At 58.5% G+C, this 17,069-nt stretch carries 19 protein-coding genes and 1 riboswitch; of the genes, 6 read left to right on the plus strand and 13 right to left on the minus strand.

Translation table 11 applies throughout. The features are described from left to right. Positions 1-4 precede the first annotated feature (4 nt). Genes WG622_RS10320 through thiD form a run of 11 tightly spaced genes read right to left on the minus strand, consistent with a single transcriptional unit; the run spans position 5 to position 8,053 of the window. Entirely contained in the window at positions 5-742 is a 738-nt protein-coding gene (locus tag WG622_RS10320; RefSeq protein ID WP_339403504.1) for an ABC transporter permease, read from the minus strand. Continuing rightward, positions 739-1,392 carry a TenA family protein gene (locus tag WG622_RS10325; protein WP_339403505.1) on the minus strand — a complete coding sequence of 218 codons (654 nt, stop codon included), beginning with the start codon at positions 1,390-1,392 and terminating at the stop codon, positions 739-741. Before WG622_RS10325 ends, WG622_RS10320 begins: the two co-directional genes overlap by 4 nt. A 10-nt stretch (positions 1,393-1,402) precedes the next feature. After that, positions 1,403-2,131: an ABC transporter ATP-binding protein gene (locus WG622_RS10330; protein WP_339403506.1), complete on the minus strand. Its 729-nt coding sequence runs from the start codon at positions 2,129-2,131 to the stop codon at positions 1,403-1,405. After that, complete coding sequence (tenA, locus tag WG622_RS10335) at positions 2,128-2,796, minus strand: thiaminase II (RefSeq protein WP_339403507.1); 669 nt, start codon at positions 2,794-2,796, stop codon at positions 2,128-2,130. Before tenA ends, WG622_RS10330 begins: the two co-directional genes overlap by 4 nt. Further along, on the minus strand, positions 2,793-3,728 hold the full coding sequence (locus WG622_RS10340) for an ABC transporter substrate-binding protein (RefSeq protein ID WP_209355329.1): 936 nt from the start codon (positions 3,726-3,728) through the stop codon (positions 2,793-2,795). The genes tenA and WG622_RS10340 overlap by 4 nt, the downstream gene beginning before the upstream one ends. Before the next feature lie 16 nt (positions 3,729-3,744). Then, positions 3,745-4,725, minus strand: coding sequence for a ThiF family adenylyltransferase (locus WG622_RS10345; protein WP_339403508.1), 981 nt, complete (start codon positions 4,723-4,725; stop codon positions 3,745-3,747). Continuing rightward, positions 4,722-5,318 carry a thiamine phosphate synthase gene (locus tag WG622_RS10350; RefSeq protein ID WP_339403509.1) on the minus strand — a complete coding sequence of 199 codons (597 nt, stop codon included), beginning with the start codon at positions 5,316-5,318 and terminating at the stop codon, positions 4,722-4,724. Before WG622_RS10350 ends, WG622_RS10345 begins: the two co-directional genes overlap by 4 nt. Next, on the minus strand, positions 5,318-6,088 hold the full coding sequence (locus tag WG622_RS10355; protein ID WP_339403713.1) for a thiazole synthase: 771 nt from the start codon (positions 6,086-6,088) through the stop codon (positions 5,318-5,320). Before WG622_RS10355 ends, WG622_RS10350 begins: the two co-directional genes overlap by 1 nt. 2 nt (positions 6,089-6,090) lie before the next feature. Next, on the minus strand, positions 6,091-6,288 hold the full coding sequence (gene thiS / locus WG622_RS10360) for a sulfur carrier protein ThiS (protein ID WP_339403510.1): 198 nt from the start codon (positions 6,286-6,288) through the stop codon (positions 6,091-6,093). Beyond that, a complete protein-coding gene (locus tag WG622_RS10365) occupies positions 6,285-7,259 on the minus strand; it encodes an FAD-dependent oxidoreductase (RefSeq protein WP_339403511.1) in 975 nt (324 codons plus the stop codon). The genes thiS and WG622_RS10365 overlap by 4 nt, the downstream gene beginning before the upstream one ends. Next, positions 7,256-8,053, minus strand: coding sequence for a bifunctional hydroxymethylpyrimidine kinase/phosphomethylpyrimidine kinase (gene thiD, locus WG622_RS10370; RefSeq protein ID WP_339403512.1), 798 nt, complete (start codon positions 8,051-8,053; stop codon positions 7,256-7,258). Before thiD ends, WG622_RS10365 begins: the two co-directional genes overlap by 4 nt. A 65-nt stretch (positions 8,054-8,118) precedes the next feature. Beyond that, positions 8,119-8,223, minus strand: a riboswitch (TPP riboswitch). A gap of 112 nt (positions 8,224-8,335) precedes the next feature. Here thiD and WG622_RS10375 point away from each other — a divergent pair. Continuing rightward, positions 8,336-9,022, plus strand: a complete 687-nt coding sequence (locus WG622_RS10375) for a DUF1045 domain-containing protein (protein WP_339403513.1) — start codon at positions 8,336-8,338, stop codon at positions 9,020-9,022. 113 nt (positions 9,023-9,135) lie between these two features. Further along, positions 9,136-10,320: an alpha-D-ribose 1-methylphosphonate 5-triphosphate diphosphatase gene (locus WG622_RS10380; RefSeq protein ID WP_339403514.1), complete on the plus strand. Its 1,185-nt coding sequence runs from the start codon at positions 9,136-9,138 to the stop codon at positions 10,318-10,320. A gap of 1 nt (position 10,321) precedes the next feature. Here WG622_RS10380 and WG622_RS10385 read toward each other — a convergent pair whose 3' ends face one another. Continuing rightward, entirely contained in the window at positions 10,322-11,419 is a 1,098-nt protein-coding gene (locus tag WG622_RS10385; RefSeq protein WP_339403515.1) for a THUMP domain-containing class I SAM-dependent RNA methyltransferase, read from the minus strand. Between the two features lie 98 nt (positions 11,420-11,517). Continuing rightward, entirely contained in the window at positions 11,518-12,474 is a 957-nt protein-coding gene (locus WG622_RS10390; protein WP_339403516.1) for a GlxA family transcriptional regulator, read from the minus strand. A gap of 80 nt (positions 12,475-12,554) precedes the next feature. Between WG622_RS10390 and WG622_RS10395 the strand changes: the two genes are divergently transcribed. Genes WG622_RS10395 through WG622_RS10410 form a run of 4 tightly spaced genes read left to right on the plus strand, consistent with a single transcriptional unit; the run spans position 12,555 to position 17,030 of the window. Further along, the gene (locus WG622_RS10395) at positions 12,555-13,265 is read left to right on the plus strand and encodes a GntR family transcriptional regulator (protein WP_339403517.1); all 711 of its coding nucleotides are present in this window, start codon (positions 12,555-12,557) and stop codon (positions 13,263-13,265) included. A gap of 7 nt (positions 13,266-13,272) precedes the next feature. Continuing rightward, on the plus strand, positions 13,273-14,190 hold the full coding sequence (locus WG622_RS10400) for a dihydrodipicolinate synthase family protein (protein ID WP_339403518.1): 918 nt from the start codon (positions 13,273-13,275) through the stop codon (positions 14,188-14,190). A gap of 3 nt (positions 14,191-14,193) precedes the next feature. Then, positions 14,194-15,693, plus strand: coding sequence for an aldehyde dehydrogenase (locus WG622_RS10405; RefSeq protein WP_339403519.1), 1,500 nt, complete (start codon positions 14,194-14,196; stop codon positions 15,691-15,693). Continuing rightward, on the plus strand, positions 15,690-17,030 hold the full coding sequence (locus tag WG622_RS10410; protein ID WP_339403714.1) for an NAD(P)/FAD-dependent oxidoreductase: 1,341 nt from the start codon (positions 15,690-15,692) through the stop codon (positions 17,028-17,030). The genes WG622_RS10405 and WG622_RS10410 overlap by 4 nt, the downstream gene beginning before the upstream one ends. The last annotated feature ends 39 nt before the right edge of the window (positions 17,031-17,069 follow it).

Raw genomic sequence — 17,069 nt, forward strand, 5'->3', positions numbered from 1 at the left:
CGACTTAAGCGGGACGATCCAACACCTTACGACAAAACTGATCCACCGCCGCGTGCAAACACAGTGTCAGCACGGCCAAGACAATCAAAGACGCAAACATCAAATCAATCTTGGCACGCCCATTGGCCAACAACATCAAATAGCCAAGCCCTTTGCTGGCCCCAACCCACTCGCCGATAATTGCCCCAATCGGCGCATAGACCGCCGCCAGTCGCAGCCCCGAGGCAAACCCAGGTAAGGCCGAGGGGATCCGAATACGCCACATCACGCGAAACGGCGTCGCGCCCATCACACGCGCCAATCCCAGCCAGTCCTTGTTGGTGCGCATCAAAGCGTCAAAAAATGACGAAGTTACCGGAAAATAGATGATGATCAAAGCCATCGCCACCTTGGACCAAAGCCCATAGCCTAGCCAAAGCGTCAGGATCGGCGCCAAAGCAAAGACCGGAACCGCCTGGCTAAAGACCAGCATCGGCCGCACCAAGGCCCGCGCCATCGGCGACGCTGCTAAGCCAATCGCGGATAGCCCGCCAAGTATCGCGCCAAGCACCAGACCAACAAGCACCTCACTCAATGTCACTAGCGCATTTTCAGCGATCAGCGCGCGGCTTTTCCACAGAGTTTCCGCCACCAAACCGGGGCTCGGCAAAATAAACTTCGGCAGGTCGAAGGTCCAAACCACAGCCTGCCAGATCGCCAAACCCAAGACGGTCGAAGCTATGCCGGCCTGCCAAGGTTTCATGTCGCGACCTCAAAACCGGCCCAGGCCGCGTCAAAAAACGCGCGCTCACAGGCCACAGCCGCAGTAAACATCTCGACAACATCAGACTTTGCGGCCGCATCCAGCCCGTCCCAAACCTGATCCAATTGCCCGCGCAGATGGGCCACGACACCTTCAAAACCCGCACCACAGTGCAACGTAATCCATTCGCCAAAATAGAATGGCAGCGCGTCTGCGCGATCTTCAAAGGGGCGCGCCCACTCCAGATAGACCCACTCTGCCACGACCAAAACCGAGAGCATCACCTCGTAGCGACCAGACCGTGCCGCCTTGCGCATCAGGTTCTGAAACGCAACAGTTTCTTCAGCGGCTAGCGCGTCGCTTTGGGCGCTCAACGCCTCAAAGCTGCGTAGAAAGTAGGTGTTCTCCGGCCCAGAGATCACACCCATGAACTGCGCCGCTGGGATGGCATCCGGCAAGGTCGGCGCATGCGCAATGGCTGACGCCAGAAGTCGGACGAAATCCTCAATGAACAGATAGTCCTGCTGCAGATACCCGACCATTTTTTCCAGGTCCAAACTGCCATCGGCCAGAGCGTCGGTAAACGCATGGGTCGTGGCCGCGGTCCAGTCGCTCTGGCATTGCTCTTTAAGGTAGTCGGTCGCGCGCATATGGGTCTCTTTAGTCAGGGGTTTCGGCACAGAGCAAAGCCAGCATGTCACCCTGCGCGCGCAGCACGTCAGGATCAGTTGCAGCACGGGGTGCGTCGCTTTGTGGAGGGGTAATTGCTTGGGTGCTTTCTTCGGTCATCAAAATGATCTGATGGCCCAATCGCGCGGCTTCAGCAGGGTCATGGGTCACCAAAAGCACAGTGCGGCCCGCGAGAAGCTCGCAAGCCAGATCCTGCATTTGTGCGCGTGTCTTGGCGTCAAGCGCAGAGAAGGGCTCGTCCAGCAATACAATCGGACGATCCTCCATCAAGGTCCGCGCCAGCGCGACGCGTTGACGTTGCCCGCCTGAAAGCTCAGCAGGTTTTTGACCCGCCTTTTCCGACAATCCAACGCGCTCAAGCACGCCCAAAGCACGCATTGTGTCAGGCTTATCGCCCCGCAAACGCGCCCCGAGCAGCACGTTTTCAAGGGCCGTCAGCCAGGGCATCAACAGATCATCCTGCGCCATCAGGGCGACTGATCCATCCAAACTCATCCCCTCGGCACCCAATTGCCCTTTAAAGTCTACCTGATCCGCCAGTCCAGCAAAGAGTTTGAGGATGGTAGATTTCCCAACACCGCTAGAGCCCAGCAAACAAGTCCATCGCCCCGCCGCGACCTTCAGATCCAGCCCCGAGAACACGGGCGTATCCTCAAAAGAGGCTGATCCAGAAAGATAGAGCGCCGGGGCCTCGCTCATGGTTTCAGCCCCATATCCCAAAAGCTGACCTCAAGCTTGGTCGCCATTGTGAAATGCTGGCAGAGCCGCGCCCAGCGCGGGCTTTGTTCGGGAGTCTCTCCCAAACGCCGCGCCACAGCCGCGTCAATCAACGCGCCAACCTCATAGCAAACGCCCTGATAGTCCTCGGCCCCATAAGTGCCGATCCACTCGGCATAATCAGGCGCATGATCCTTGATCAACCGCGCACCGATCTCACCATAGCCCATGACGCATGGCGCAAGAGCTGCCATCAGATCAAGAAAGTCTCCGGAATGCCCCGCATCCAGCACATAGCGCGTATAGGCGAGGTTTTCGGGACGTTCTTCTGCGGCGAAAAGCTCCTCCTCAGAGATCCCAGCCTCAGCACAGGTCTTGATATGCAAAGCGATCTCTTCGTTGATCAGCGCATTCACAGTGCCCGCACAAAGCCGCATTTCCTCGGGCGTTTCCGCTTTGGTGATCGCCAAAGCCCAGGCACGCGAGAAATGGATCAGAAACACATAGTCCTGCACCAGATAATGCAAGAACGCCGCGCGGGGCAGTGAGCCGTCCTTTAAGCCACGCACGAAGGCGTGGTCGGTGTAGGCGGGCCAAGACTGACCCGCCGCCTCACGCCATTTTGGGAAAATGACGCCGTAGCTCATTCTGCACCCAGATCGACGGCCAGATCGGCAACCGGACGTGTGCCTTCGACCAGACCGGACGCTGCCAAGAACGCCTCAAAACGGGTGTACCGCCCCTCATCCAGAGCCTCTGGGCGCAGTGCAAACCGTGGCAGCGTGTCAACCCATGCCATCGCGTTCAGACGGTCTTGCAGTTCTGGGGACGTACCCGAGAAGATCTCCCAGGATTTCTCTGGGTTGTTGACGATGTATTGGGTCGCAAGCTCAGTCGCGCGCAGGAAACGGCGGGTCATGTCAGCGTCCATGGTCGCAGGGTTTGCCACATAGATCAGCTCGTCATAGGTCGGCACGCCCTCTTCTTCGATGTAGAAACACTTGCCGGGCACCTCTTCGATTTCCATCTGGTTCAGCTCGAAATTCCGGTAGGCGCCGATCACGGCGTCCACTTGGCCGGACATCAGGGATGGCGACAGAGACCAATTCACATTGACCAGTTCCACTTCGTCAAAACCAACGCCGTATTTCTCAAGGATCGCGACCAGCAGCGCTTCTTCAACACCCGCGACCGAGAAACCGATCTTGCCGCCTTTGAGGTCCGCAGGGGTTTTGATCGGGCCGTCTTCAAGCACCAAAAGACAGTTCAGAGGCGTCGCGACCAGTGTACCAACGCGCTTCAGCGGCAGGCCTTCCGCAACCTGCAGGTGCAGCTGTGGCTGATAAGAAATCGCGAGGTCTGCTTTGCCAGCGGCGACCAGCTTTGGTGGATCGGCTGGGTCCGCAGGCGCGATCACCTCAACCTCAAGGCCTTGGTCCGCGAAATAGCCGAGTTCTTGCGCGACAATGATCGGGCCGTGGTCGGGGTTCACAAACCAATCCAGCAAAAGTGTCATCTTGTCGGCGGCGAAAGCAGGCGTCGCGGTCAGAAAGGCCGCTGCCATCAAGAGTTTCTTCATGAATTCTATCTCCTGGTTAATCTACAGCGCCGCCGCCCAGGGCGACCAGCGCGATGTTCTCATGTCCGTGTTTCGTTAAAGCGTCCGCGGCCTTCCAAGCCCGCTGGCCTGATCGGCAAGCCAACACAATCCGCGCGCCCTCAGCCGTAGCGGAGGCTCCGTTTTCGGTCAGATCGGCAACGGTGCGGCGTTCGGTTTGAGGGATGGCCGGGCCGTCTTCGTCCTCACCGCGCAGATCAATGACGTGATCTATCGGACTGATCTCTTGTGCGCCAATAAAGCGATACCCGGCTTCGGGTTCAGGTGCCTTATCAAAGCGGAACTGGCTAAAGCGCAGGTTCAGCGCGTCATATCGGACGAGCTGACCCAGCGGGCTTGGCTGGGCTTTGGTTAAGACCCCCAGCGCCATCTGCGCCTGCAGACTGCCGACGACGCCCACAGAGGGGCCAAGCACGCCGTCCGTGTCGCAACTGCCCAAAGTCTCTGGCAAATCCGGGAACAACGCTCGCAGGCTCGGCGCACCTGCACTGAAACCACCCGCGTAGCCTTCGGTCCCCACAACCGAGGCACTTATCAGAGGCAGGCCTGCTTCAAGGCAATAATCACTGGCCCCATAGCTCGCCGCGAAACTGTCGGCGCAATCGATCACAAGGTCGACATCCTGACACAACGTCCACGCCAAAGTCGGATCAAATCGCGCTTTCACCGCATCAATCTCGACCTCGGAATTCAAAGATCCCATATGCGCTGCAACCGCCGTCACCTTAGGCGCGCCAATGTCGTCCTCTCGAAACAAAGTCTGCCGGTGCAGGTTGCTCAGGTCCACGCGATCCGGATCCACCAGCCGGATAAACCCAACGCCAGCCCCCACCAAATACTGCATCACCGGAGCCGCCAACCCGCCCGCGCCAATCACCAGCACGCGTGCTTTGCGCAGGGCCGCTGTGCCTTCAGGCCCAAAGCTGGGCACCGCGGATTGACGCGCGTAACGGCTCATGGGCAGACCTCAAGCCAGGCCTTGATCCGCGCTTCGGGATCTTCGTTTAAGGTAATATCGGTGACCGCAGATACGATATCGGCCCCTGCCTCAAACGCGCCCGTCGCGCGCTCGACCGACATGCCGCCGATGGCCACCAAAGGCACATCACCGACCAGATCTTTCCATTCCGTGACTTTGCCCAGCCCTTGTTGATGCCACTTCATCTTTTTCAGAATGGTCGGATAGACAGGCCCCAAAGCCACATAGTCGGGCTCTTGTGCCAAGGCGCATTCTAGTTCAGGCCCATCATGTGTGGACAGCCCAAGCTTCAGACCCGCCGCTTTGATCGCGCCGACGTCTGCGTCATCCAGATCCTCTTGGCCCAGATGCACCCAGTCGCACTTAAGCTCGATCGCAAGCTGCCAATAGTCATTGATCACCAAGGCACAGTCGTGCGCGCGACAGATCTCTTGCGCTTCAAGGATCTGAGCGCGGATCACGTCCTCAGGCTGATCCTTGATCCGCAATTGCACCAGCTTGATACCCAAAGGCACCAGCCTTTTGATCCAGGCTACATCATCAAAGATCGGATAAAACGCATGCAATCCCATCACAAAAACGCCTTTCCCAACACCGGCGTCGAGGGTGCCGCCATATCGCGCGGCTCCATCGGATCCGCAGCCGCTGCCAGAGCCCCTGCCTCCACGGCCAAAGCAAACCCTTCGGCCATCGCCGCAGGATCTCCGGCTTTAGCAACGGCCGTGTTCAACAAAACCGCGTCATAACCCATCTCGATGGCCTGAGCCGCTTGGCTCGGCACGCCAAGGCCCGCATCAACCACCAAAGGCACATCGGGATAATGGGACCGCAGGGACCGCAGACCGTAAACGTTATTTAATCCCAACCCCGTGCCGATCGGAGCACCCCAGGGCATCAAAACCTCGCAGCCCGCGTCCAGCAGTTTGTCACAGAGCACCAGATCCTCAGTGCAGTAAGGAAAGACCTGAAACCCGTCCTCAGTCAGGATCCGCGCGGCCTCGACCAGCCCGAAGGGGTCGGGTTGCAACGTGTCCGCATGTCCAATGACCTCAAGTTTGATCCATTTGGTGTCAAACAGTTCGCGCGCCATATGGGCGGTGGTGACGGCCTCTCGCACGGAATGGCATCCGGCGGTATTGGGCAGGAGCGCCACGTTCAGCTCTTTGATCAGCTCCCAAAAGGCCTGCCCTGCCTGATCCTCGCCTGCCTCACGCCGCACGGAAACCGTCGCAATGCCCGCACGCGACCGCCGAAACGCATCCGCCAAAATCGCAGGCGAGGGATATTGCGCGGTGCCCAGCATCAAACGCGAGGCGATCTCTGTTCCGTAAAAGACTGGCATCATTACCCCCCTTGCCGCGGCGCGACGATTTCGATCCGGTCGCCGTCACTCAATGCATGTCCGGCCCGCAAGCCGGCTGGCACGAAATCCTCATTCACAGCCGTCGCGACTTTGGCCTCGCCATAGCCCAGCACATCCAGAGCCTCGGCCAGCGTCGCCGCCGCAACCTCTTGAACCTCGCCATTCACAATGAGCTTCATGCCACATCCTTCCAAAGTTCCGGCTGCTTGCCGTCCATCACCAAATCCGCCGTCATCTGCGCCATCGCTGGCGCCAATAGATACCCATGCCGAAAGAGCCCGTTCACGTAAATAACCCCACCCCGCGAGGTGATCCTTGGCAGGTTGTCCGGAAAGGCTGGACGCGCATCAACGCCGATCTCGAGCAACTCTGCCTCGCCAAAGGCAGGGTGCAACGCATAGGCGGTGTTCAAGAGTTCCATCACAGAGCGCACCGTCGCGCGGCTCCGTTCGCCGCTTTCGATCTGCGTCGCGCCCAGCATAAAGATCCCATCGCCGCGCGGTACGATATAGAGCGGAAACCGTGGATGCAGCAGGCGGATCGGGCGGCCCAGCGTCACGTCGGGCGCACGCAGAACCACCATCTCGCCCTTTACGCCACGCAGATCAGCAAGGCTGTCGCGTGCGGAAAGGCCCCGGCAATCAATGACCTGCCCCTCAGGCTCTCCGGAGGTGATTTCTATGCCTCGCTGCGCCAGATCAGACACCAAATGTCCTAACGCCTTTCGAGGGTTCAAATGCGCCTCGGCCTCCATATAAAGCGCGCGGGAAAATCGCTCGGCAAGATGCGGCTCAAGCGCGGACAAAGCCGCTTTGTCGATCATCTCATGATTTTCCGTGCGCCGCGCGAAGCGATCCAGCTCTTGCCGATCGCGACCCAACGCCAATACCAGCGAGCCTTTGTAGGTCACATCCACGCCTTGCGCAGCCCACCACTCGGCAGCCCCCCGCCCCAAACGCACCACAGGCTCCTCGGCCACTTCGCCTTCGCAATCGGGCGCGAGCATGCCGCCGGCCCACCAGCTGCAACCGTGTTCACCGGGAGCGCCATTCGGGTCCAACACGCGCACGGTTGCCCCGCGCCGGGCAAGCTCGGTTGCAACGCAAAGCCCGGCCACCCCGGCGCCTTTTATGGTGAAATCAACACTCACGACCAAAGCGCATGGAAATGGTGAACAGGGCCATGGCCTTTGCCGATGTCGATATCATCGGCAGCAAGGATCGCCTGATGGAGCCAGCTATGGGCCGTGCCAACCGCATCTGTCAGCGCCGACCCTTTGGCCAGCTCTGCCGCAATCGCAGAGGACATAGAGCAGCCCGTACCATGTGTGTTGCGCGTCTCAATACGAGGCGCTTCGAAGGACACCGCATCATCCTGCGTGATCAGCCAGTCGCGACAGATCTCGCCCTCGGCATGACCACCTTTCATCACGACAGCCTGCGCCCCGAGATCCAGAATACGCCGCCCCTGCGCCTGAGTTCCCTCATCCGTGCTGGGCACGTCTTCACTCACGATCCGCGCCGCTTCAGGCAGGTTTGGCGTCACGACCGTTGCGCGCGGAACCAGCACCGAGACCAACGCGTCGACTGCGTCATCCGGCAACAAAGCCACGCCCGATTTCGAGAGCATCACCGGATCCAGAACCACTGGCCCGTCAAACCCCTCAATCGCGCGCGCCACGGTCTCAATCAGCGCCGGAGATCCCAGCATCCCGATCTTGATCGCATGGATGTCGATGTCATCAAGAACCGCCGCAATCTGAGCTGCAATCACCTCGTTAGGCAGGACTTCGACCGCCGTAACATCCACCGTGTTCTGCGCTGTAATCGCTGTAATCGTCGAGGTCCCAAACACGCCCAAAGCAGAAAACGTTTTGAGGTCGGCCTGAATGCCAGCCCCGCCGCCGCTGTCAGATCCCGCAATCGTCATCGCCGCACGTACCATGCGCGTCCTCCAAATATCTTGGGGTCTTATCGGCGGTTTGGGGAAACGGGTGCGGGTTTGGCCGCTATCATCAAGTCTCCGTTTCCTACGCCGGTGCTGACCCCGGATCAGGTTCGATGGGTTGGTCTCTGACCTCTCAGCCTTATGCAAAGGCACCCCAACGGATGCACAGGGCCTACCAAGAGGCAGCACGCTTTGCAAGCCGCCCCATTGAGGATATGTCATCCCTTTGTCACGCAAACCTGCAAGAGCGGGCGTCACAAAACCTATGAGGCCCTCAAGATGTTCAAACGCTACGCCATCTATTTCACCGCAGAGCCAGGCCCCTTGGCAGACTTTGGCGCGGCTTGGCTGGGCTGGGATCTTGAGACCGGCAAGGCAGTGCCACACCCCGACTTGGCCGATCTGCCCATTGCCATTTCGCAGATCACCGCGACACCGCGCAAATATGGGTTTCACGCGACGATGAAGCCTCCGTTTCGCTTGGCGGAAGGCTATGATTTTGAGACACTTAGAGATCAGACAGCCCAGATTTGCACCGGATTAGATAGCGTCACTCTAGAAACGCTTTCCCTGCAACGGATCGGACGATTTTTGGCGCTGACGCCGGTTGGGGAGGAAACCAAACTGAACGCATTGGCCGCGTCCGTTGTTGAGGCTTTTGATCCGTTTCGTGCCCCTGCCCCAGAGGCCGAGATCGCCCGTCGCCGCGCTGCGGGCCTCACGCCAAGTCAGGAAGACAACCTCATGCGGTGGGGCTACCCCTATGTCATGCAAGACTTCCATTTTCACATGACACTCAGCGGAAAACTGGCGAAATCCGAACTGCCTGCTGTCGAGTTACAGCTTGCCAAAGCGATAAAACCTCATCTGCCCCACCCGTTTGAGATTCGCAGCCTAACACTTGCTGGCGAGGCCGAGGACGGTCAGTTTCATGCGATAGAGCGGTTTGCCCTTGGAAGTAATTGAGAAAGTCTCAACAACTATTGCAGCACTGGTTTCGCTTATAAAAACAAGGGTTTTTGTCATGATGAGTTCATAAAACTGGTGTAACTCCGCCTCAAACAGTGGCGAGCAGTTTAATGATTTCTCATCTTTCCCCTTTGCGCCTGACAGGCGCGACTGTCCTGCGCGACGGATCTTTGCAACAGCGTTCGGTAGCAATTGCAAATGGGCTGATCTCTAAAGGCCCATTCCCGGCCGTCGATCTGACCGGTTATCTGATCCTACCTGGCATCATTGACCTGCATGGGGATGCGTTTGAACGGCATATGGCCCCGCGCCCTTCAGCCCCTTTCCCATTGGAAACCGGGTTGCGCGCCACAGACCGGGATGCCGCGGCCAATGGCGTCACAACCGCATGGATGGCCCAAAGCTGGAGCTGGGAGGGTGGACATCGCGGCCCTGACTTCGCCGAAGAATTTCTTGCGGCAGTCGCAGCCTACCGTCCCCGCATGTTAACCGATCTGCGCGTCCAAATTCGCTGTGAAACCCATACAGTGGGCACGCGCGAGCGCCTGTTGGCCGCAATCAAAAAATTTGGCGTCGATTATGTGATCTTTAACAATCACCTCGATGAGGCGATTGAAATGAGCCACGCCCGCCCTGAAGACATCGCCCATTGGGCCAAAAAGAATGGCCGCACCTCTGAAGAACATATGGCTATGGTTTGGGCCGCCCGCGATCAGGACAAGGACGTTCCGCGTCACCTGTGCAAACTGGCCGAGGCCTTTGACCAGATGGGCGTTACCTATGGCAGTCACGATGACCCAGATGGCACCACGCGCGAGACCTATTCTTTGATCGGCGCAAAAGTCTGTGAATTTCCGACTGCGCGCACCCCAGCGGCTTTGGCAAAGGCTGTGAATGACCCAGTGCTGATGGGCGCACCCAATATTGTTCGGGGCGGAAGCCAATCAGGCAATATTGCAGCCATAGATTTGGTAAAGGCTGGACTTTGCGACGTGCTGGTCTCTGACTACTATTATCCGGCCTTGGCGCAGGCAGCTTTTAAACTGGCCGAGGACGACGTCATGCCTCTGGAAAAAGCTTGGGCTATGATCTCGACCAATGCAGCAGACGTGCTGCGCCTGAGTGATCGGGGCGTCATAGACTATGGGAAACGCGCAGACCTTGTGGTGGTGAACGCGGACACCAAGGCGATTGAGGCGACGATTTCAGGTGGACGGATCACGCATATGATGGGCGAAGCCGCCAGCCGTTTTACACAGATGCTCAGTTCCGAAGTGCCGGTCGCGGCTGAATAACCTATAGTTGAGACTGAAACAGCCGCACCTTTAGACCTCCATGCGGCAGAGGCGCGCCGTTTTTCAGGCGCGGCAGACCAGTGGCGCGCGCAAGGCTAGTGTCAGACGTCACAATCCCAACACGCCACCCCTGAAATTGGTCCATCAAGACCTGCCCCATGGATCCATAGAGACCATAGAGAAGCTTCTTGTTGCCGATACGCGCGCCGTACGGTGGGTTGATCATCACAAGTCCCGGCGCTGTGTCCGGCCGTTTTAGATCGCTGATCGCCGCCTGCTCAAAAGACGTAACTGATTGAACACCCGCGCGTTGGGCATTGGCCTGCGCCATCTGGATCGCGCCTGCATTGCGGTCAGATCCAAAGAACCGCAGCGGGATTGGAGTTGGAGATAACGCACGCATATCCGCCAAGGTCTCTGCCTCAAAACCTGCGAGCTGTTCAAACGCAAAGCTGCGCGCACGCCCCGGCGCCAACCCCATAGCCCATTCCGCAGCTTCAATGGGGAAGGTGCCAGACCCGCACATGGGATCCAGCAAAGGTTCCTGTCCGTCATACCCGCAAGAGCGCATAAAGAGCGCCGCAAGCGTTTCACGCATCGGAGCTTTGCCAACCGCTTCTTTATGGCCGCGTTTATGCAAGCTTTCGCCAGAGGTATCGAGGCTGATGGTGACAAGGTCATCCTCAATTCGAACTTTGATCCCAATCGCGTCGTCTCCGCCAATTGGGGCCCCAATCGTTTCAGAGATCGCGCGTTCGACACGTTGTTTGGCGGCCCCCGCATGATAGATTTTGGAACGGCGGCTTGTTGCTTCGACCTTCACCGGAACGTAGGAACGCAGAACCGACGCCCAGTCAAATTTCCGGGCACGTTTATCAAGCTGCGCGAGGTGGAAGGCGCGAAAAGACCCCAGACGCGCTAAAATGCGGGTTGCACCGCGCAGCCACATATTGGCCCGCCACACATCCTGCCAATCACCTGCAAATTCTACACCACCGGGTATGGCTTGCGCACCGGACCAGCCGAGTGAGGTAACTTCCGCAAGCAGGACGTCTTCAAGCCCGGGCGGGCAAACAGCAAAAAGGGTCATTTTGGTCATAGGCTGTGCCTAAGCCTTCGACCACGGGAAAGCTAGAGGCCACGATTTCTTTGAAAGAAATCGCCGACGGAAACTTTCAGAGTTTCCGCCCACTGGCCCTAAGTGAGTTTTGACTTTTGCAGCGAGGGCGCATGCCCAAAAGCCGTGCGATACGCCCGCGAAAAATGCCCCGAGTTCTCAAAGCCGCAGGCCAGCGCAACATCCGTTATGGATTGATCGGTCTGCACCAAAAGATTCCGCGCTTTATCCAATCTAAGTTCCATATAATATTTCTTAGGAGACGTGTTCAGGAACTTGCCAAACAGACGCTCAAGTTGGCGTGTCGAAATACCCAGATCTTCGGCGATGACGGTCGGCGAAACTGGCGTCTCTAGCCCCTCTTTCATCATCGTGATCGCCTTCACCAGGTGGGCATTTCGGATGCCATTGCGCGACTGCAGCGACACTTTCTGCTCGGCGGTCGCCGCGCGCACAGCGTTGTAAACCATCTGGTCCGCCACGGCGAGCGCCAGCTCTTCTCCGTGCTCCGCCTCAATCAGATGCAAAATCAGATCCGCCGTCGCGGTTCCCCCAGAGGCTGTCAAAAAGGGCGCATCTGCCACAAAAACATTGCGCACCAGATTCACGTCCGGAAAGGCTTCGCTGAAACTGTCGTGATACTCCCAGTGGATCGAGGCTTCTTTGCCGTCCAAAAAGCCCGCCTCTGCGAGGATCCACGCCCCGGAGCACAAAGCCCCCAAAGGCGTGCCCATGGCTCTGAGTCGACGCAAGGCCGCCAGCAGGCTTGAGGTCACGTGGTTTTTCATGTGGATACCAGACAGCACAAACAGCCGCGCACTGCTTTGTATGTCCTCAAGCCCACCATCCACCAGCGAAACAGTGCCATTTGAACAGGTCGCTGTCTCTCCGTTTTCGGAAATCAACTGCCAGTCATAGAGCGTCTTGCCGCTGACCAGATTGGCAATTCTCAACGGCTCCACGGCGCAGGAAAACGCGAGATGAGAGAACTCTTCAACAAGGATAAAGGTGAAACGTTGAACAGGCGTGTCGGTCATTTCTGGAACGGGGTCGCAATTTTGTATACATATTGTATATTTCTCAAATACAAGATTCGCAACCTAAGACGAAATGCAAGATGCCTGACACAGACAAAAGCCCCAAACGCGCGCTCGCGGATCACATAAGGTCTGCGGTCCTCACGACGTCGCTCGCGCCGGGTGCGGATTTGGATGAGGCGCAGCTCGCGCAAGAATTCGGCCTGTCGCGCACCCCTCTGCGCGAAGTACTGCGTGAACTGGCAGGCGAAGGGTATCTAACGCTGCAACCCAACCGAGGTGCGCGCGTATCGGACATGTCCTTTGCGACGATGCGCGGCTTCTTTCAGGCCGCCCCCATGATTTATGGTGCGATCCTGCGTATGGCTGCACTCAATGCCACGCGCGCTCAGATCACCGCGCTGAAAGACGCGCAATCCGCGTTCAAACACGCGCTCGACGTAGGCCATGCGGCCGATCGCGCTCTGGCCAACAATCGCTTCCATGAAATCACCGGAGAGATGGCCGCCAATATCTATCTACAGCCCTCCTTCAATCGGCTTCTGATCGATCACGCGCGCCTGAGCATCACCTTCTACAATCCCTCCGCCAGCGCCCTCAGCAAAGAGCGTGAACTGGCCAGCCGCCAACATGACGCCATTATCGAGGCCATCGAGGCGCGGAACGCTGACACCGCCGCGCAACTGGCCATCGACCACTGGAACCTGTCGCGCAATCAGATCGAGCTCTTCGTTTTTCCGGACGCTCTGGACATGCCGCTTGGCAGTCTTCCCCAACATATGCCTGCATGAGGACCAAATGACCCCAATATTCCGATTTGACGGCATCTACACGCCCGTCGTCACCCCCTACCACGCCGATGGCACGCCCAATTGGGACGCTCTGGCTGAGGTGATCGAATTTCTGATTTCTAACGGTGTACACGGCATGATTTCCGGCGGCTCTACCGGCGAGAACTATGCCCAGACGGTGGCTGAACGTGTCGAGCTGGCGCAGTTCACCAAAGACCGCATCAACGGCCGCGTGCCGCTGGTCGTGGGCACAGGCGCGATGCTGACTGCGGATTCCATCGCCCTTGCCACCGCCGCGCGCGAGATGGGTGCCGACGCGATCCTCTTGGCCTCGCCGCCCTATGCCGTGCCGACCGATCGCGAAAACGCGCTGAACGCTTTGGCGATTGACAAGGCTGCGAACCTGCCCGTGATGCTCTACAACTACCCACACCGCACTGGTACCATGATGGGCGAAGAGTTCCTTGACCGCGTGGTCCGGTCTCGCAACTTCTGCGGCATCAAGGAAAGCTCGGGCGACATCAACCGCGTCCACCTTTTGGCACGCGACTACCCGCATATCCAGCTGGGCTGTGGCATGGACGACCAAGCGCTCGAATTCTTCGCCTGGGGTGCGCCTTTCTGGGTCTGCGGTGGGTCCAATTTCCTACCCGAAGAACATGTGGCCCTCTATGAGGCCTGCGTTGTCGAAGGAGACTTTGCCAAGGGGCGCAAGATCATGTCCGCCATGATGCCTCTGATGCGGGTGCTCGAGCAGGGCGGCAAATTCATTCAGACCATCAAACATGGCGTCACCATGAACGGCATCGACGCCGGTGCCATGCGCGCCCCTCTGAAGGGGCTGAACAAAGACGACAAACGCGCGCTGGAACAGGTGACACGCGTTCTCAAATCCACAATCGCAGATATTAAGGCGGGGAAATAAGCTATGGCCGACTTGCTCACACATGCAGAATACAAATCCATCGCCGACAATCTGACCCTGCCGAATGCGGGCTTTGTGGATGGCGGCTATCGACCTGCGGCAACGGGTGCGACCTTCACCACGACCAACCCCGCCAACGGAGATGTCCTGACCGAGATCGCGGCCTATGGATCCGAGGACGTGGATTTCGCCGTCACCAAGGCCCGCGAAGCCTTTGACGACGGGCGCTGGTCTAAAATGCACCCGTCCGAGCGCAAAGACGTTTTGATCCGGCTTTGCAAACTGATGACGCGCAATCAGAACGAGCTGGCGGTAATCGAAAGCCTTGATAGCGGCAAAACCATCTATGACTGCGCCACCGTGGACATCCCTGAAAGCATCCACTGCATCAAATGGCACGCCGAGGCGATTGATAAGATCTACGATCAAGTCTCCCCTGCCTCTGATGACCACATCGCGATGGTCATCCGCGAACCCATCGGGGTCGTTGGATTGGTGCTGCCCTGGAACTTCCCGCTTCTGATGCTGGCTTGGAAAATCGGCCCCGCGCTGGCAGCGGGGTGCTCTGTGGTCGTCAAGCCTGCTGAGGAAACCAGCCTGTCCGCCTTGCGCTTGGCTGAACTCGCGTCTGAGGCGGGCATTCCTGCGGGTGTCCTCAACATCCTCCCCGGCGGCGGCGCTGAGGTCGGCGAGCCCATCGGCCGCCATATGGACATCGACATGGTGTCCTTCACCGGCTCCACCGCCACCGGCAAACGCTTCCTGACCTATGCGGCGGAAAGCAACGCCAAAGAGGTCGTGCTGGAAATGGGCGGCAAGAACCCAGCCATCGTCATGGATGACGCCGAGAACCTCGACCGCGTGGCGCAGCACATCGTCAACGGCGCCTATTGGAACATGGGCGAAAACTGCTCAGCCATCTCACGCCTGATCGTCCACAAGGACGTCAAAGCCGAACTGTGCGAGCGCATCACGCATCACGCTCAGCAATGGAACATCGGAGACCCGCTGAACCCGGAAACCCGCATGGGTGCTCTGGTCAGCAAGGCGCATTTTGACAAGGTCTGCAGCTATTTGGGCGAAGGCGAGGTCATTTTCGGAGGCACATCCCATGATGGCGCCTTCGTCGAAGCCACGATGGTCGAGATCTCTGGCAACGATCAACGTCTGGCGCGTGAAGAGATCTTTGGCCCGATCCTTTCGGTCATCGAGATCTCGGGTCTGGACGAAGCGATTTCTATCGCCAATGACACCGACTACGGGCTCTGTGCGTCGATTTTCACTGCGAACTCCAAACGCGCCATTCGCGGCGCGCGGCAGTTGCGGGCGGGCACGGTGACGGTCAACAGCTTTGGGGAAGGCGATATTTCGACCCCCTTCGGTGGCTATAAACAGTCAGGATTTGGCGGGCGCGACAACTCTATTCACGCCCATGACCAATACACGCAGCTCAAAACCATCTGGATCAACCTGTCTGACGACGACGACGAAGCTGTCGACTGATGGCGTATCGCGCTAAACGCCTGCCGGTCCACCTCGGCCCGGCGGCGTGGAACACCATTCTCGGCCCGCAAACATACGGATCCGTATTGAGCGGATCATACACCGCGGATTTCGTGATTGTCGGCGGAGGCTTTGCCGGCCTGTCCGCCGCGCGCCGCCTAATGCAACTTGCACCAGACGCCTCAATCGTCGTGCTGGAAGCCGGGCATATCGCTGAAGGCGCGGCGGGGCGCAACTCTGGCTTTATGATCGACCTGCCGCATGATCTGACATCAGATGATTATGCTGGCAGCGGTGATGACAAGGCCATAATCCGGCTGAATCGTCAGGCCATTTCCTTTGCGCGCGAGGCCGTTGCAGACTACCAAATCGACCGCAATTACTTTGACGAATGCGGCAAAGTAAACGGAGCCGCCAGCCCGCGCGCCAAGGCCCACAACGACAGCTACGCAGCGCATCTGGCGTCTTTGGGCGAAACCTCAGAAGCACTCGATGCGCAACAAATGAAAGAACTGACTGGCAGCGCGCACTATCAATCAGGTCTCTACACACCGGGCACAGTCGTGCTGCAACCGGCGGGCTATATCCGAGGCCTTGCAGTCGGCCTGCGCGGCGACGGCGTTGACATCTATGAACAGTCCCCCGTGGTGGAAATCGCAAAAGACGCCACCGCTTGGGTGGTCAAAACGCGGAACGGCTCGGTCTCGACCGGCAAAGTCATTCTGTCAGTGAACGGTCATCTAGAAAGCTTTGGCGTTGAAAAAGGACGCCTCATGCAGCTCTTCCTGTATGCTTCCATGACGCCGGATCTGGATGACGAAGCCCTCGCGAAACTTGGTGGTCAAAGCCGATGGGGTATCACTCCTTCAGACCCTATGGGCACCACCATGCGCCGGATCGATACCGCCCAAGGCGGCAACCGCATCGTGACACGCACCTGCGCGATTCTAAAGCCCAACACCAAACCCTCGCCGCGCGACATGGCCCGCGCCGCGCGCGTCATGCAGCGAAAATTCGACAGCCGCTTTCCACAACTTGCAGGCCTCCAAATGGAGCACGTCTGGGCTGGGCATCTCTGCCTCTCCATGAACGGCGTGTCCGTCATGCGCGAGATCGAGAATGGGGTCTATTCGGCCTGTGTGCAGAATGGGCTAGGCACCGCTCGCGGCACGCTGACCGGCATGGGTGCAGCGGAATTGGCCTGTGGAGTCACATCGGACATCACCAATCATTTCACATCAGAGTCGCGCCCGAGCCGCCTGCCCCCGCAGCCTTTCCGCCAGATCGGAGGCAATGCCGTGTTGCGCTGGCAAGAACATCGCGCGCGCAGCGAATAGCCGCCCGCAAAGATGAGTATTTTGGGCAAGATGAAACCA

It is taken from the genome of Cognatishimia coralii, assembly GCF_037478305.1.
In the GTDB taxonomy this organism is placed as follows: Bacteria; Pseudomonadota; Alphaproteobacteria; order Rhodobacterales; family Rhodobacteraceae; genus Cognatishimia; species Cognatishimia coralii.

Bases quoted from the DNA above. Each gene is read 5' to 3' on its own strand.
- WG622_RS10380 (WP_339403514.1), top strand. From the start codon at position 9,136: ATGATTTCTCATCTTTCCCCTTTGCGCCTGACAGGCGCGACTGTCCTG.
- WG622_RS10405 (WP_339403519.1), top strand. From the start codon at position 14,194: ATGGCCGACTTGCTCACACATGCAGAATACAAATCCATCGCCGACAAT.
- WG622_RS10355 (WP_339403713.1), bottom strand. From the start codon at position 6,088: ATGCCAGTCTTTTACGGAACAGAGATCGCCTCGCGTTTGATGCTGGGC.
- WG622_RS10395 (WP_339403517.1), top strand. From the start codon at position 12,555: ATGCCTGACACAGACAAAAGCCCCAAACGCGCGCTCGCGGATCACATA.
- WG622_RS10345 (WP_339403508.1), bottom strand. From the start codon at position 4,725: ATGAGCCGTTACGCGCGTCAATCCGCGGTGCCCAGCTTTGGGCCTGAA.
- tenA (WP_339403507.1), bottom strand. From the start codon at position 2,796: ATGAGCTACGGCGTCATTTTCCCAAAATGGCGTGAGGCGGCGGGTCAG.
- WG622_RS10400 (WP_339403518.1), top strand. From the start codon at position 13,273: ATGACCCCAATATTCCGATTTGACGGCATCTACACGCCCGTCGTCACC.
- WG622_RS10325 (WP_339403505.1), bottom strand. From the start codon at position 1,392: ATGCGCGCGACCGACTACCTTAAAGAGCAATGCCAGAGCGACTGGACC.
- WG622_RS10340 (WP_209355329.1), bottom strand. From the start codon at position 3,728: ATGAAGAAACTCTTGATGGCAGCGGCCTTTCTGACCGCGACGCCTGCT.
- WG622_RS10320 (WP_339403504.1), bottom strand. From the start codon at position 742: ATGAAACCTTGGCAGGCCGGCATAGCTTCGACCGTCTTGGGTTTGGCG.
- WG622_RS10385 (WP_339403515.1), bottom strand. From the start codon at position 11,419: ATGACCAAAATGACCCTTTTTGCTGTTTGCCCGCCCGGGCTTGAAGAC.
- WG622_RS10390 (WP_339403516.1), bottom strand. From the start codon at position 12,474: ATGACCGACACGCCTGTTCAACGTTTCACCTTTATCCTTGTTGAAGAG.
- thiS (WP_339403510.1), bottom strand. From the start codon at position 6,288: ATGAAGCTCATTGTGAATGGCGAGGTTCAAGAGGTTGCGGCGGCGACG.
- thiD (WP_339403512.1), bottom strand. From the start codon at position 8,053: ATGGTACGTGCGGCGATGACGATTGCGGGATCTGACAGCGGCGGCGGG.
- WG622_RS10375 (WP_339403513.1), top strand. From the start codon at position 8,336: ATGTTCAAACGCTACGCCATCTATTTCACCGCAGAGCCAGGCCCCTTG.
- WG622_RS10330 (WP_339403506.1), bottom strand. From the start codon at position 2,131: ATGAGCGAGGCCCCGGCGCTCTATCTTTCTGGATCAGCCTCTTTTGAG.
- WG622_RS10350 (WP_339403509.1), bottom strand. From the start codon at position 5,318: ATGGGATTGCATGCGTTTTATCCGATCTTTGATGATGTAGCCTGGATC.